This is a genomic window from Arthrobacter sp. AOP29-A2-19 (assembly GCF_058138025.1).
The window spans coordinates 3428223-3442272 of record NZ_CM176894.1 but is presented as its reverse complement, the minus strand read 5'-3'; the positions used below and the strand labels follow the sequence as shown (position 1 = coordinate 3442272).

General features: G+C 68.6%; 13 protein-coding genes. 8 read left to right on the top strand and 5 right to left on the bottom strand.

Annotation, left to right across the window (positions count from 1 at the left end; genetic code table 11):
- The first annotated feature begins 6 nt into the window (after positions 1-6).
- The 7 genes from AC3ZJJ_RS15890 to AC3ZJJ_RS15860 all read left to right on the top strand — a co-directional run bounded on the left by AC3ZJJ_RS15890 (position 7) and on the right by AC3ZJJ_RS15860 (position 7266).
- Positions 7-1002, top strand: a complete 996-nt coding sequence (locus AC3ZJJ_RS15890) for a glycosyltransferase family 2 protein (RefSeq protein WP_489892785.1) — start codon at positions 7-9, stop codon at positions 1000-1002.
- Positions 999-2363, top strand: a complete 1365-nt coding sequence (locus tag AC3ZJJ_RS15885) for a polysialyltransferase family glycosyltransferase (protein ID WP_489892784.1) — start codon at positions 999-1001, stop codon at positions 2361-2363. Before AC3ZJJ_RS15890 ends, AC3ZJJ_RS15885 begins: the two co-directional genes overlap by 4 nt.
- Positions 2356-3324 carry a glycosyltransferase family 2 protein gene (locus AC3ZJJ_RS15880; RefSeq protein ID WP_489892783.1) on the top strand — a complete coding sequence of 323 codons (969 nt, stop codon included), beginning with the start codon at positions 2356-2358 and terminating at the stop codon, positions 3322-3324. Before AC3ZJJ_RS15885 ends, AC3ZJJ_RS15880 begins: the two co-directional genes overlap by 8 nt.
- Complete coding sequence (locus tag AC3ZJJ_RS15875) at positions 3321-3788, top strand: hypothetical protein (RefSeq protein WP_489892782.1); 468 nt, start codon at positions 3321-3323, stop codon at positions 3786-3788. The genes AC3ZJJ_RS15880 and AC3ZJJ_RS15875 overlap by 4 nt, the downstream gene beginning before the upstream one ends.
- Positions 3775-4842, top strand: a complete 1068-nt coding sequence (locus AC3ZJJ_RS15870) for a hypothetical protein (RefSeq protein WP_489892781.1) — start codon at positions 3775-3777, stop codon at positions 4840-4842. The genes AC3ZJJ_RS15875 and AC3ZJJ_RS15870 overlap by 14 nt, the downstream gene beginning before the upstream one ends.
- Positions 4839-6065 (top strand): DUF6716 putative glycosyltransferase, encoded by a 1227-nt coding sequence (locus tag AC3ZJJ_RS15865; RefSeq protein ID WP_489892780.1) that lies wholly within the window; start codon positions 4839-4841, stop codon positions 6063-6065. The genes AC3ZJJ_RS15870 and AC3ZJJ_RS15865 overlap by 4 nt, the downstream gene beginning before the upstream one ends.
- Positions 6066-6180: 115 nt before the next feature.
- Positions 6181-7266 carry an inositol-3-phosphate synthase gene (locus AC3ZJJ_RS15860; protein WP_489892779.1) on the top strand — a complete coding sequence of 362 codons (1086 nt, stop codon included), beginning with the start codon at positions 6181-6183 and terminating at the stop codon, positions 7264-7266.
- 7 nt (positions 7267-7273) lie between these two features.
- On the opposite strand, the gene AC3ZJJ_RS15855 is transcribed toward AC3ZJJ_RS15860, so the two are convergent.
- From AC3ZJJ_RS15855 to AC3ZJJ_RS15845, 3 genes are all read right to left on the bottom strand, one after another.
- A complete protein-coding gene (locus tag AC3ZJJ_RS15855) occupies positions 7274-8017 on the bottom strand; it encodes a DUF427 domain-containing protein (RefSeq protein ID WP_489892777.1) in 744 nt (247 codons plus the stop codon).
- Between the two features lie 51 nt (positions 8018-8068).
- Positions 8069-9754, bottom strand: coding sequence for a formate--tetrahydrofolate ligase (locus AC3ZJJ_RS15850; protein ID WP_489892776.1), 1686 nt, complete (start codon positions 9752-9754; stop codon positions 8069-8071).
- Between the two features lie 314 nt (positions 9755-10068).
- A complete protein-coding gene (locus tag AC3ZJJ_RS15845; protein ID WP_489892775.1) occupies positions 10069-10215 on the bottom strand; it encodes a hypothetical protein in 147 nt (48 codons plus the stop codon).
- A 447-nt stretch (positions 10216-10662) separates the two neighbouring features.
- Here AC3ZJJ_RS15845 and AC3ZJJ_RS15840 point away from each other — a divergent pair, with 447 nt between their 5' ends.
- A complete protein-coding gene (locus AC3ZJJ_RS15840) occupies positions 10663-11877 on the top strand; it encodes a DUF418 domain-containing protein (RefSeq protein WP_489892774.1) in 1215 nt (404 codons plus the stop codon).
- 36 nt (positions 11878-11913) lie between these two features.
- Here AC3ZJJ_RS15840 and AC3ZJJ_RS15835 read toward each other — a convergent pair whose 3' ends face one another.
- Together AC3ZJJ_RS15835 and AC3ZJJ_RS15830 are read right to left on the bottom strand one after the other, a co-directional pair.
- A complete protein-coding gene (locus AC3ZJJ_RS15835; protein WP_489892773.1) occupies positions 11914-12504 on the bottom strand; it encodes a histidine phosphatase family protein in 591 nt (196 codons plus the stop codon).
- Entirely contained in the window at positions 12501-13952 is a 1452-nt protein-coding gene (locus tag AC3ZJJ_RS15830) for a CCA tRNA nucleotidyltransferase (protein WP_489892772.1), read from the bottom strand. The genes AC3ZJJ_RS15835 and AC3ZJJ_RS15830 overlap by 4 nt, the downstream gene beginning before the upstream one ends.
- Positions 13953-14050: the final 98 nt, after the last annotated feature.

Below are 14050 nucleotides of genomic sequence, written 5' to 3'. Positions count from 1 at the left end.
GGAAACATGGACCACCAGCCCCGCGTCAGCGTGATCGTTCCGGCGAAGGACCAGGCGCCCTACATTTCGGACGCACTGGCCTCCCTGACCCGGCAATTCAACGATCCCGCCGACCTCGAGGTGCTGGTGGTCGACGACGGGTCCACCGATGGCACCGGGGAGCTGGCCGCGCGCTTCGCGGACCGGCTCCCCGGCCTCAGGATCCTCCGGAACGACGTCCCCGTGGGCCTAGCCACGGCCAGAAACCAAGGCCTTGACCAGGCGAGGGGCGGCGTGCTCGCCTACCTGGACGGCGACGACTGGCTCGCCCCCGGACACCTGGCCCACTGCGCGGACGAACTGCACCGGCTCGACGTCGAGTTCGTCCGGGTGGACCACATCCGCGCGACCGGCGGAAGCCGCGCGCTCCACCGCGCGCCCCAGGCCCGCCGCGCCGTGCCGCTGGATCCCCGGGAATCGATCCTTCCGGACACGGAGTCCAGCATGGTGGACTACCCCTACGCGTGGGCCGGCGTGTTCCACCGCTCACTCGCCGACAGGGGTCTTCTGCGCTTCCCCGACGGCCTCTTTACGGCCGAGGACCGCCCGTGGATCTGGCGCCTGCACCTGCAAAGCCGCGCCTACGCCGTCGTCAACTCACCGGGAATCCTCTATCGGCGAGGCGTCAGCAGCTCGCTGACCCAGATCTACGACCGGCGCCAGCTGGACTTCGTGCCGGCCTTCCGGCAGTCGTTCGACCTCGTGGCGGCTGATTCGGAAGCAGGGCGCTTCTGGCCCAAGGCCGCCCGCCAGTTCCTGGCCGTCGCCGCCCACCACCTGTCCCGCCGGGCAAACATGGACGCGGTCGTCCGCCGCGAGTTGGACGACGCCATTCGCTCTTGCCTGCAGGACATGCCCGACGATGTCCGCTCCGAAGGCTTCCGCCGGCTGGACCGGCGGCGCAAGCGCCTGCTCCGACCGTTGCTGCCCGCCGGCCAAAGACTCCGAGGGGTCCTCGCATGATTCACCTGCTCACCGCGTCCACGCTGTACCAGGTCGCGTCCCTGGCCGCGATGGTCGACGCCGGAACACTGCGCACGGACGGCGGAGAGCGCATCCTGGTGCTGGCGAACGGCTCGCAGCAGCCGGAGCTCACCGCGCGCATCCAAGACTCCGCCGGATTCGAGCGGCTGGCCCGGCGGTTCGACCGGGTGGTGGATCTGGCGGAGCTGTTGTGGCCGCGCCGTCCCCAGCAGTTCAGTCCGCGCAACGAGGAGCTCTACCTCTGGGAACGGCTCCTAAGGTCTCACTGGGGTCTGGGAACGGAGCCGGTGGCGCTGGTCGTGGACACGATCCAGGTCAACCCGGCCATCGCCCTGAGCCGAATCTTCCACGACGCGCCCCTGACGGTGCACTCCGACGGCCTGATGGCCTACGGGCCCACGCGCAACCGCGTGCCCACGCCGTTGCGCCAGCGCCTGGACGCGGTCGCGTACTTCGACATCGTTCCCGGCCTCCGGCCCGTGCTCCTGAACGAGGTCGGCCCGGAGCTCGTTCCCGCCCCACGGCAGGCACTGGCCGACGTCTTCCGCGAACTCGCCGCCGCCGCCGTCCCGAGCGAAGACCTCGCGGCGGCCCAAGCGTCCGGAAGGCCGTGCGCGCTCGTGTTGGGCCAGTACCTGGCCGATCTCCGTGTCCTCGCGGAGGACGAGGAGGTGGAGCTGCACCGCGGGATGCTGGCCGCCGCCAGGGAACGCGGAGCCGAGCTGGTGTTGTTCAAGCCCCACCCCAGCGCGAGCAACGGATCCACCAACGCCCTCTTCGGGGTGGCGGCCGGCCTCGGCATCGAGTTGACCGTAGTGCGAGACAACGTTTCCGCGGAGACCGTTGCCCTGTGGGTCGAGCCGCTCGTCGTCGTCAGTTGCTTCTCCACCGCCCTGGTGACACTCAAGTACCTGTTCGGGACGGATTGCGTCGCGGTGGGAACCGAGTTGCTCCTGGAGCGGCTCCAGCCATACCAGAACAGCAACCGGATACCCGTCACGCTCATCGATGCCCTGCTGGTCCGGGGCATGCCCGCGCCGTCCGAGGCCGGACCGCGGGCGGACCGCCTGCAGGACCTCGTGGACTCGGTGGCCTACTGCATGCAGTCCGGCCGACTGCCGGACCTGAGGTCCACGGCCGAGTCCTTCCTTCAGGACCACGGAGACCGGTTCCCGCGCTATTTCAAGCGCCGACGCCTGACGGCCCTCGGACTGCCGGGCCAGGCGACCGCCGCCTCTTGGCGGCGACAGGCGGGACGCGTCCGCCGACGCGCGCGGCGTGTGCTCGGTGGGCGACTCGATCCGCTGCGACGCGCCTGGAAGGCGCGGACGCGTGGGTAGCGTTCCGCTCAGCGTCATCGTCCCCACGCGGGACCAGGCATCCTTCATCGACGACGCCTTGACCAGCCTCTCCCGCCAATTTGCCGATCCCTCCGCCGTTGAGGTCCTCGTGGTCGACGACGGCTCGATCGACGGCTCCGGCGACGTGGCGGCCTCCTTTGCGGATCGCCTCCCCTTGCTCCGCGTCCTGCGCAACGACGCCCCGAGCGGCGTCGCCTCCGCACGCAACAAGGGACTCGAAGTGTCCAACGGGCGCCTCGTCGCCTTCCTGGATCCGGACGACTGGCTCGCGCCCGGACACCTGGACCGACTGGTTCGGGAAATCGACGGGCTCGACGTCGACTTTGTGCGCACCGACCACGTCCGCCACACCTCCGGGGTGCGAAGCATCCATCGTGCGCCCCAGCGCCTCCGGGGCGTCGCCCTGAATCCCAGGGCCGACGTCGGGCCCTATAACGTGTCCACCATGGTCGACTACTGCTTCCCGCCGTTCGGCATATACGACGGCAGGCTGCGCGACAGGGGCCTGCTGCATTTTCCGGCGGGCCGGCACACAGCCGAGGACCGCCCCTGGATCTGGGGACTGCACCTCAAGGCCGCCTCCTATGCGGTCAGCCGACACCTCGGCGCGTTCTACAGGCGGGGGAACGTCGCCTCCATGACCCAGGTCCTCGACCGCAGGCAACTGGACTTTCTTCCATGCTTCGACGACGTTTTCCGTCTCGTGGCCGCCGACCCGGAACGGGACCGCTTTTGGCCCAAGGCCGCCCGCCAGTTCCTGGCCATCGCCTGCCACCAGATCGGGCGCTCCGGCGGCATGGGCGAGGACTACCGCCACGAACTGCACGCCGGCATCGGGCGTGTGACTTCCACGCTGCCCAGGGAAGTGCGCCGCCAGGCCATCGATCGGCTCGACGCCGAACGCCGCGGTATGCTCGCCACAACAGGGGTGACCGCGTGATCGACCTCTTCCTCGTATCCAGCATCGACGAATGCCGCCGCGCCGCCGCCGCGGTCGCTGCCCCCCACCGCCCGGGCCCGGCCGCCGGCGCGGGGTCCGTCCTGTTGGTTCACGATCCCGCACTGATTCCCGAGGTCGAAGCGCCCCTCACAGAGGACAAGGACTTTGGCGAGTTCGCCGCGCGGTTCGATCGGACCATCGATCTGAGCCAACTGGTCTGGCCGCTCCTGCCGGGGCAGTTCTCTCCCCGCGACTCCGAACTCCACATCTGGGAGCGTGTCCTGCGCAGCCACTGGGACCTGGGCGACGCCGCGCTGCGGCTGCGCCTGCCGACCGTCGACTCCGGTCCGGCCGACGCCCTGCGCAGGATCTTTCCCGATGCCGCAATCTGCCGCGTGCCCCCCGCCCCCGACGCGCGCGCCGGCACCGGGCCTGAACGGGACCACGGCCATGCCGGGGGCTGACGTTGTGGTCCAGCGCCTCCACCACCGCCAGAACCGGCGTCTCAGGCTGGTGCCCGAGGTGGCCCGGCCACGGTTCGGCCGCGCGGAGGTGTGGGTGGAGTCGCCCCTTCAACTGCTCAGCGCCATCGAGGCGCACGGCGCGGGCCTTTTGGGGACGTCGACGCTGATTCGGCCCCGGGGTGGAGCCGCGGGCATGGACACCACGGTTCAGGCACTGATGGCCAACGCACCGGAGGGGGTCGAATTCGCCGCCGCCGGGCTGGAAGTGCCGTCCGTCCGCACCAAGGGCATCGACCGGTGGGTTACCGGGGACGCCTACTCCGGGCGCATCCAACGTGCGCTGCTTGCGCCCTCCGCGGCCGGCGAGGTGGTGATACTCGACGACGGGCTGGCGACCGTGAACCTGCTGGCCACCCTCACCCGGGACCGGCCGACGCCACTGGTGCGCGCGCGCTCCACGCCCCGCGCCACACGCAGCATGCTCGGACTGGCCGCCTGGTACCGCCTGCGCCTCCTGGCGCGCCAAGGCAAGCTGATGGTCATCACGGCCCTGCCGATGCCGCTCGACGTCGACCGAAGGTTCCGCAGGCTCGGCGGCAACCTGGAGCACCATCACTTCGAGTGGTTGGGAGCCCAGCCGGTCCCAGAGACGTTCGACGAACCGACCATCGTGGTGGGGTCGGCCATGGCGGCCGACGGCCTGATCCACGAGGGGCCCTACACGACGTGGTTGGAGTCCCTGACCGAGGACGGGCCCCTGAGTTACTTCCCGCATCGCCGGGAGCACCCCGATTTCCTCGCCCGGCTCGGGGAGCACCCGCTGGTCAGGATTCGCCCGAACACCGTACCCGTGGAGATGCGGCTGCGCGGTCTGCGCTCCGGTCAAACCGTGCGGGCGCTTCCCTCCACGGTCCTGCCGTCTCTGAGGTTGCTCTTGTCCGGCAACGGGGTGGCCATCCGGGGACACGCCGTTCCCGAGGACTGGTGGACCGACGCCGCCAACCCCGCCTTGCGGGCGCACCTCAGCAGTTCCCTGGAAGGATCCTCGACATGACCCAGCGCCGCCTGCGCATCACCGCAGTGGCCGACAGCGACTCGTACCTGAAGCTGGCCTGCGCCCAACTGGACCGGTTGGGTCCCGAGTGGGAGCGCCGCGTGGTCCTGGTCCGCTCCCCACTGCTGCCCACCGCGCTGCAGTTGCGCTCGGCGGTGTCGGGCACGTTTATGGAGGGCCGCACCCCCGCGATCCTGCAAACCCACCGCCTGGCGGCGGAACTGCGTGAAACGGACGTGGTCTTCGCCGCGGCCACGGGCCCCGTTGCGCAAGAGGTCTTCTACCGCATGTCGCGCGCCCGTGGACCGCGGGCCGGGCGGGGGGCCACCCGGCCGGCCCTGGTGTCCGCGCTGCCCGGGGTCGCGTATCCCGCCACCGAGAAGGCCCTCCGGTACCGGGCCTTGGGCGACGCGTTTATCACCCACAGCCACGCCGAGTCCCGGGCTTTCTCGGAGTTGGCCGAGTCCCTGGACACCGACACACGGATCCTGCTGGGCCGGCTCCCCTTTCTGGGTTCGCCGGCCCGCCCGACCTCCGTCACGGTCCCCATCCGGCGGGTGGTCTTCGCCGCCCAGGCGAAGATGCCCTTCGAACGCGCCGAGCGGGAGCGGGTGCTGCTCAGCCTGGCCGATACGGCCCTCGGCCACCCCGGGCTCGACGTCGTGGTCAAGCTCCGCGCCTACGCCGGCGAGCCGCAGACCCACCTCGAGCGCCACCCCTACGATTCCCTCTGGCGCGACCTCGTGGACTCGGGACGCGTCACCGACGGGTCGGTTCGGTTCGCGGCCGGCCCGATGTCCACCGTGCTGGAGCCCGGCACCGCCCTGGCGACCGTTTCGTCGACGGCAGTCATCGAGGCGCTCGACCGCGGGCTTCCCGCCGTCGTGTTGGGCGACTTCGGCGTCAGCGAGCGCCTGCTGAACCAGGTCTTCGCCGGCAGCGGGCTCCTGGGCACGCTTGACGACGTGGCCGCGCTGGACTTCCGCCAGCCGCACCGGGAGTGGCTCCGGGACAACTACTTCCACACCGAACACGTCGGTCTGGGAGACCTGCTGGCGCAACTGGCCGAACGCTCGCGCGCGGGAAAGCTAACCGTTGACGCGTCGGCCCTCACCTGGGCCCGGCGCCGCGCCGCGCGCTCGCGTGTCCGGACCGCCCTGCCGCGCCCGCTATTGGATCTGCTGCGCGGAATCAGGCATCGGGCGGCCGCTTCCGCCACCTAGGCCGTTCGGCTCCGGATCGCCCCAGGAATAAATTTCACGGCCGCTTCACTTAGACTCGTTAAGGCTTTATCGCGGCCGCGTGCCGTTTTTCATGAATTTCTGCTGAGGAGTCACATTGTCGGGAAACCCTATCCGGGTCGCAATTATTGGTGTGGGCAACTGCGCCACGTCGCTTGTCCAGGGCGTCGAGTACTACAGGGACGCCGACCCGGATGCCACCATTCCCGGCCTGATGCACGTGCAGTTCGGCAAGTACCACGTCAACGACGTCCAGTTCGTCGCCGCGTTCGACGTCGACGCCAAGAAGGTCGGCCTCGATCTCTCCGAGGCCATCCTGGCCAGCGAAAACAACACGATCAAGATCGCCGACGTCGCCCCGACCGGCGTGACGGTGCAGCGTGGCCACACCCTCGACGGCCTCGGGAAGTACTACCGCGAAACCATCGTCGAGTCTGACGCCGACCCCGTCGACATTGTCGCGGCACTCAAGGAAACCAAGGCCGACGTCCTGGTCTGCTACCTCCCGGTCGGCTCCGACAAGGCCGCGAAATTCTACGCGCAGTGCGCCATCGACGCCGGCGTAGGCTTCGTCAACGCGTTGCCCGTGTTCATCGCCGGCACCAAGGAGTGGGCGGACAAGTTCACCGCGGCGGGCGTCCCGATCGTCGGGGACGACATCAAGTCCCAGATCGGAGCCACCATCACGCACCGCGTGATGGCGAAGCTGTTCGAGGACCGCGGCGTCACGCTGGACCGCACGTACCAGCTCAACGTCGGCGGAAACATGGACTTTAAGAACATGCTCGAGCGCGACCGCCTCGAGTCGAAGAAGATCTCCAAGACTCAGGCCGTCACCTCCAACGTCGAGGCGACGATGCACGCCGACGACGTGCACATCGGCCCGTCGGACTACGTCGCGTGGTTGGACGACCGCAAGTGGGCGTTCGTGCGCCTCGAGGGCCGCAACTTCGGCGACGCCCCGGTGTCGCTGGAGTACAAGCTGGAGGTCTGGGATTCCCCCAACTCCGCCGGCGTGATCATCGACGCCGTCCGCGCCGCGAAGATCGCCCTGGACCGGGGTATCGGCGGGCCCATCCTGTCCGCGTCCTCGTACTTCATGAAGTCGCCGCCGGAGCAGTACAACGACGACATCGCGAAGGAAAAGGTCGAGGCTTTCATCCGCGGAGACATCGAGCGCTAACCCGGGCTCAGGAGAACGGGCTCTCCGGCCGCTCCAGGGCGGTGCCGTCCACCACGAGGTCGACCTTCTCGTTGTAGAAGCAGATCAGCCCCCTGATCCGCGGGTTCTCCGTGATCGTCTCGGGGTAGCTCCACGCGGCGTCGCGCATGAGCCGCCCTCCCGCCTCCACCGAGAAGTACCGGGCCGTGCCCTTGTACGGGCAGGAGCTCACGGTGTCGCTCGGCCGCAACAGGGACGTGCCCACGTCGGCGAAGGGCAGGTAGTACCTGACGGGCAGCCCCGTCTCGAACAGGAGTAGCGGCCGGATGCTGTTGGCCACCTCCTCGCCGTGGACGAGTACCCGCACGTTACGCGAGCTGTGCAGCGTGTCCACTCGCTTGTGGGGGTCGCGCGCGTGGACGTACACCTGTTCGTCCTCCTCGAACCACGCGAGCTGCCTCCAGGAGAAGGTCACGTGCCCCGCGAGTCCGCCCAGGGCCCCGGTGGGTTCCGGATGTGTCCACGCGGCGCGCTGCTCCCCGCGGGCGCCGACCCTGACGTCCCACCGGGTCCGCCCGTCGGCGCCGTGTTCCTCGTTGGCCAGGGCTCCTGGCCGGACGTCCTCCAGCGGCAGGTAGTAGGTGGGGAGTGCGCCCGGGCCGTAGGCAACAAGCAGCTTTGCACGCGTGCTGTCGGCCACTAAGGAACCACCCAGGCGCACCCTGATCCGCCGTTCCGTTGGTTCGAGGAAGGGCCGGGAGGGAAATTCCATGGTGCAGTGTACGTCGCCGCCGCGGCCGGCGGACAGGGATGCCGGCCCGGCCTAGAAGAGGCCCACGGCCCGGCCCTCGTCGTCCACGTCCATCCGCATGGCAGCCGGGACCTTCGGGAGTCCCGGCATGGTCATCACCTGCCCCGTCAGCGCCACGATGAACCCGGCCCCGGTCCTGGGAATCAGGTCTCGGACGTGCATGGTGAATCCCGTCGGCGCCCCCAGCAATGCGGCGTTGTCGGAGAACGAATATTGCGTTTTCGCCATGCACACGGGCAGCCCGTCCCAGCCGTTGTCCCTGATTTCGTCTAGACGCCGGCGGGCCTGCGCGGAAAACTCGACCACGGAGCCTCCGTAGATTTCCCGCACGATCCGGGTGATCTTGTCCTCGACGCCAAGTTCCAGCGGATACAGGTGGTGGAAGTCCGTGGGTTCCCCGATCGCCCTGAGCACCTTCTCGGCAAGTTCCGATCCCCCCGCACCGCCGGACGCCCAGACGTCCGCCACGGCGGCCTCCACATCCTGTCCGGCACACCACTGCAGGACAACGGCGAGCTCCTCCTCGGTGTCCGTGTGGAAGCGGTTGATGGCGACGATTGGCGCGATCCCGAACTTGCGGATGTTTCCCACATGCCGCTGCAGGTTCGACAGGCCGGCCCGCACGGACTCGGGGTCCGCCTCGGCGAGCATGTCCCGCGGGACGCCGCCGTGCATCTTCAGCGCCCGGATGGTGGCCACGAGTACGACGGCGGACGGCTGGCACCCGGCGTAGCGCGCCTTGATGTCCATGAACTTCTCCGCTCCGAGGTCCGCTCCGAATCCGGCTTCGGTCACCACGATGTCGGCCAGCTGTCGCGCAGTGTTCGTGGCGATCGCGGAGTTGCATCCGTGGGCGATGTTGGCGAACGGGCCTCCGTGGACCAGCGCCGGCGTCCCGGCGATGGTCTGCACCAGATTGGGCTTGATGGCGTCCTTGAGGAGCATGGCCATCGCGCCCTGGGCGCCCAGGTCGGCGACCGTGATGGGCCGCCTGTCGTAGCCGTAGCCGATGGTCATGCGCGCCAATCTGGCCTTCAAATCGGGTAGGTCAGCTGCCAAACAGAAGACGGCCATGACCTCGGAGGCCACGGTAATGTCGAAACCGTCCTCCCGGGGCACGCCTTCGGTCGGTCCCCCGAGCCCTATAACGATGCTCCGCAACGCGCGGTCGTTCATGTCCATCACGCGGCGGAAGGTGATCCGGCGGGGATCGATCCCCAACTCGTTGCCCTGATGAATGTGGTTGTCGACGAGTGCCATCAGCAGGTTGTTGGCGCTGGTGATGGCGTGGAAGTCGCCGGTGAAGTGGGTGTTGATCTCCTCCATGGGCAGGACCTGTGAAAAGCCGCCTCCGGTCGCCCCTCCCTTGATGCCAAAGATGGGACCCAGCGAGGGCTCCCTGAGCGCAATCATCGTCCGCTGGCCGGCGAGTGCCAGTGCGTCGCCGAGCCCGACGGTGACGGTCGACTTGCCCTCTCCCGCCGGCGTCGGCGACATGGCGCTCACCAGCACAACCTTGCCGGGAGCGGTGTCCGCCGCGGGGAGTCGGGTGACGTCGATCTTGGCCTTGTGGCGACCGTAGAGTTCCAGGGCCGCCTCCGGAATGCCCGCCGCCTCGGCGATCTCTGCAATGGGGCGCAAGGTGGCGCGTCCGGCGATGGCCAGATCGCTCTGGTCGGTGGATGACGTCGTCGTCATATGATCACTGGGCCTTCCCGGCTTGTGGCCGCGTCGGTGGTCGGCCGCCCCGTCGGCCGCCGTGGACTCCAAGCTACCTTAAGCGGCAAAGCCCGCCGGTGAAGCCGGCGGGCTTTGCGGTCGGTGCATGAATGTCGTTCATCTGTCCTCCTGTGGTGGGCCGCTGAATCGGCCGGCAGTGCCGGCGGCGTGCCCCTACCGGAGGCGGTAGAGCATTTCCACGGGGAATTGTGCCTCGTGGCGCTGGCGCGGTTCCGGGTTGAACCGGGTGGACCGCTCCTCGCGTGGGTCGCGTCGGGATTTGCGCATTCCTGTCACCTCCCCTCGTTGCGGCGCAGGGACGGGGGTTGCACGGGGACCGCGCGGTTCGCCGGCCTGGCGCTGAGCACCTCGGGGCCGGAGAAGATGAACTCGGCGGAGCGCGCCGGAGTCAGGGTGTTGGTGCTGGATTTGGTGGACATCGCTGCTCTTCCTGAAGGAAACCTCTAATGCGGGGGTCCTCGGGAGCAACGTCTGCGTCAGACGGCTGGCGCGCGCTTTAGCGGGGCGCTGTTCCAGAGGCGGGGGCGATTGCGCGGGCTCGACGGCCGGCGCCGGTCGGAGCGACAAACACTCCTCCGAAGTCCATCTTTGTCATCACGTATCCCACCTCCTTCTGGTGAACATGCCGGCGAACCGGCTCCAATATTGTCCGTTGATCGAGTGCTCGCATTGAGCTTTCTCAATCACAAGTCCAAACATAGCGCACGAGTCGGCCGGCGTGCCACCTTCTGGGGCAACTTTTTCCACCAGAAATCATGTCAACGGCGCGCCTCGCGCGACACGCCGTAGCGATCGGCCACGCCCGGCGGGCCAAAGTCATCCCGGAGAGCGACGCATTCCCGGGACGCCGCTCCTAGGCTGAATCCGTGAGAACCCCTTCTTCCCAGTCCTCGGCACCGGTCGCGACGGTATGGCCATCTGCCCGTCGTCTGGAGGAACTGGATGCCCTAAGGGCCTTCGCGCTCCTGGGCATCCTGATGGTCAATGTTCAGTTCTTCGCCGACCCGGCGCGACTTTTCGGTGTAGCCTCCGAAGCCGGCCCGCTGGGAACGGCCGTCTTGGCGGGGGTCTCAGCCCTCTTCAGCGGCAAGTTCTACATCCTGTTCTCGGCACTGTTCGGATACGGCTTTGTGCTCCTTTGGAATGCCGTGCACGAACGCGGGAGAGACGTGGCTCCCGTCGCCCTGCGCCGCTTCGCCATGTTGTTCGTCCTCGGTCTCTCCCACGCGATCCTGCTCTTCACCGGGGACATACTCGTGACGTACGCGGTCGCCGGAGCACTCATGCTGATGTGCAGAAACGTGTCCATCCGCGCCGCGCGGCGAACCGCAATCGCGATCTGGATCGCCATGTGCGCGGTGCTGCTGCTGCTGACGGGAGTGCTGGCACTCACCGAACCGCTCCTGGCCGGGGATCCGATGCTGCGCGAGGCCCTTCAGGGACCAACCGGGGCCCAAGCGAGCATCACGGACTCGCCCGCCTCCTACCTCGCGTTCAACGCGTCCCTGTACCCGCAGACCCTGGCGTCCCTCGTCTTCGGGCAGGGTCCCATAGCCCTCGCCATGTTTTTCCTGGGCCTCGCGGCGGGCAAGGCCCGGCTTCTCGAGCGCGGCGTCCCGGTGTCCACGCTCAAGCGCATCGTCGTCGTCGGCCTCTGCATCGGATTGCCCGGCGCCGCGTTCACGGGATGGGCCGCGGAGCTAGCGGGCTCGCTGACCGGAACGTTGGCCGCCTACGCGGCGGCCACGGCAACGGGACCATTCCTGACCGCCGCCTACGTAGCGGCGCTCCTGCTGTGGTTCCGCTCGCCGTCGGGGGCCGGCGCAAGGGACGTCCTCGCCCCCGCCGGACGCATGGCACTCAGCAACTATTTGGGGCAGTCGCTGGTGTTGGGCCTGCTGTTCACCGGTTATGGCCTGGCGCTTGCGGACCGGGTACATCCGCTCGGCGTGACGGGCATCGTCCTTGTGGTGTTCGGTTGCCAACTGGCGATCAGCCGCTGGTGGCTGACCGGCCATCGGTACGGCCCCGTGGAGTGGCTGCTGCGCTTCGTCACCTACGCGGGCCGCACCGCAAGGTAGGCGCGTGGGCCAGGATGCGTGGCCGGGCGCAGGGCCCTAGAGTCCCCAGGCCTCCACGGCCGGCGACCTCTTGTCCCAACCCAGCCGGCACAGCTGGGCGGTCCCCAGAACGAAGTGACGGCCGTAGCTGGCGTCCAATCCCAGCCAGCGCGCGGTCAGCACGCGGCTGAAGTGTCCGTGGGAGACCAATAGGGCGTCGCCGCCGCCGTGGAGTTCTGAGCGCACGCGGTCGATGACGCTGTCCGCGCGGGCGCCGACCTGCTCCAGCGTCTCGCCGTTCGGGACGCCGTCGTCCCAGATGAGGTAGGACGGGTCCTTCGCCCGGACGTCGGCCGAATTGACCCCCTCGTAGTCCCCGTAGTCCCATTCGTGCGCCCACGGAACCTGCTCCGCGTCCGGGAATCCGGCCAGTTCCGCCGTACGCCGCGCGCGCTGGAGCGGACTGGTCAGAACGAGTCCGAACTCGATGCCCGCGGCGCGGACGGCCGCAAGTTTCCGGCCCGTCTGAAGCGCCTGGTCCTCGCCCTCAGCAGTGAGCGGAAGATCCGTTAGTCCCGTGTATTGGCCGCTGCGGGACCACTCTGTCTCGCCGTGCCGGATGAGCCACAGCCTTGGAAGGTCGGTCATGTCTGGTTCTCCTCGGTGTGGGATTCGGGTTGCTGGAGCCACCACTGGGCGAGTGCCACCTCGGCGGATTCCGCCCCGACGGGGCCGTTGTCCAGCCGGAGCTCCAGCAGGTGCCGGTAGGCGCGGCCAACCACCGGGCCGGGTTTGATCCCCAGTATCCTCATGATTGCCTCCCCGTCCAGATCCGGACGAATGGCGTCCATCTCCTCGCGCTCGGCGAGCTCGTCGATGCGGCGTTCCAGATCGTCGTAGGCGAACGCCAGCCGCTCGGCCTTGCGCCGGTTGCGCGTGGTGACGTCCGAGCGCGTCAACCGGTGCAGCCGCTGAAGAAGCGGGCCGGCGTCCGTGACATAGCGGCGCACCGCCGAGTCGGACCACCCCGCCTCGCCATATCCGTAGAACCTCATGTGTAGCTCGACCAGCCGGGCGACCGCCTTGATGGTGTCGTTGTCGAACCGCAGGGCGCGCATGCGCTTCTTCACCAGCTTGGAGCCTATGGCGTCGTGGTGCCGGAATGTGACGGCGCCGGACGGCTCGAACCGCCTCGTCGCCGGCTTTCCGACGTCGTGCAGCAGCGCGGCGAAACGCAGGACAAAGTCCGGTGAGGGGACGGGCCCGTCCAGTCCGGATTCGAGCGCCGTCGCCTGCTCGAGGACCTGCAGGGAGTGCTGGTAGACGTCCTTGTGGCGGTGGTGCTCATCGATCTCCAGCTTCAGCGCCGACACCTCGGGGAGGACGCGCTCGGCGATCCCGGTGTCCACCAGGAGGTCGATTCCCGCCCGCGGGTCGGCGCCGCAGACCAACTTCACGAGTTCGTCGCGGACACGCTCTGCGGAGATGATCCCGATCCGGTCCGCCATGTCCGTCATGGCCCGGCTGACCTCCGGGGCCACCGCGACGCGCAACTGCGAGGCGAACCTGGCGGCGCGCATCATGCGCAGCGGATCGTCCGAGAAGGACAACGACGGCGCCCCCGGCGTCCTGACGACTCCGGCCTCGAGGTCGTCGAATCCGCCGAAGGGATCGACGAGCTCCAGGGAGGGCAGTCGCAGAGCCATCGCATTCATTGTGAAGTCGCGCCGGAAGAGATCGTCCCGCAGCGAGGTGCCGAAGGCGACGGCCGGTTTGCGGGAGTCGGCGTCATAGGCGTCGGCCCGGTAGGTCGTGACCTCGATGGTGTACTCGCCCTTACGGAGGGCGATGGTCCCGAAGGCGCGCCCGACCTCCCACGTCGCGTCCGCCCAACCGGCGACGACGGACAGCGTCTGGTCCGGGTCCGCGTCCGTGGTGAAGTCCAGGTCCGGGGACACGCGCCCCAGGAAGAGGTCCCTCACGGGGCCGCCGACGAGCGAGAGTTCGTGTCCGGCGTCCGTGAACAGGCGCGCCAGATCGAAGACAACGGGAGGGAGGAGCGCGGCGAGCGCAGTCGGGGCTGGAAGCTGCTGCATAGTGCTTTAACCGTGCCAGACTTTCGGCTTTTCGCACTACTCCACGACGCGTCCCCCGCCGCTGGCCCGGCCCAACACGGGCCGGCACGAAAGATGGA

What these genes read in the sequence shown, in the direction of transcription:
- AC3ZJJ_RS15890 (WP_489892785.1), top strand. Translation starts at nt 7, where the DNA reads ATGGACCACCAGCCCCGCGTCAGCGTGATCGTTCCGGCGAAGGACCAG.
- AC3ZJJ_RS15885 (WP_489892784.1), top strand. Translation starts at nt 999, where the DNA reads ATGATTCACCTGCTCACCGCGTCCACGCTGTACCAGGTCGCGTCCCTG.
- AC3ZJJ_RS15870 (WP_489892781.1), top strand. Translation starts at nt 3,775, where the DNA reads ATGCCGGGGGCTGACGTTGTGGTCCAGCGCCTCCACCACCGCCAGAAC.
- AC3ZJJ_RS15865 (WP_489892780.1), top strand. Translation starts at nt 4,839, where the DNA reads ATGACCCAGCGCCGCCTGCGCATCACCGCAGTGGCCGACAGCGACTCG.
- AC3ZJJ_RS15855 (WP_489892777.1), bottom strand. Translation starts at nt 8,017, where the DNA reads ATGGAATTTCCCTCCCGGCCCTTCCTCGAACCAACGGAACGGCGGATC.
- AC3ZJJ_RS15850 (WP_489892776.1), bottom strand. Translation starts at nt 9,754, where the DNA reads ATGACGACGACGTCATCCACCGACCAGAGCGATCTGGCCATCGCCGGA.
- AC3ZJJ_RS15845 (WP_489892775.1), bottom strand. Translation starts at nt 10,215, where the DNA reads ATGTCCACCAAATCCAGCACCAACACCCTGACTCCGGCGCGCTCCGCC.
- AC3ZJJ_RS15835 (WP_489892773.1), bottom strand. Translation starts at nt 12,504, where the DNA reads ATGACCGACCTTCCAAGGCTGTGGCTCATCCGGCACGGCGAGACAGAG.
- AC3ZJJ_RS15830 (WP_489892772.1), bottom strand. Translation starts at nt 13,952, where the DNA reads ATGCAGCAGCTTCCAGCCCCGACTGCGCTCGCCGCGCTCCTCCCTCCC.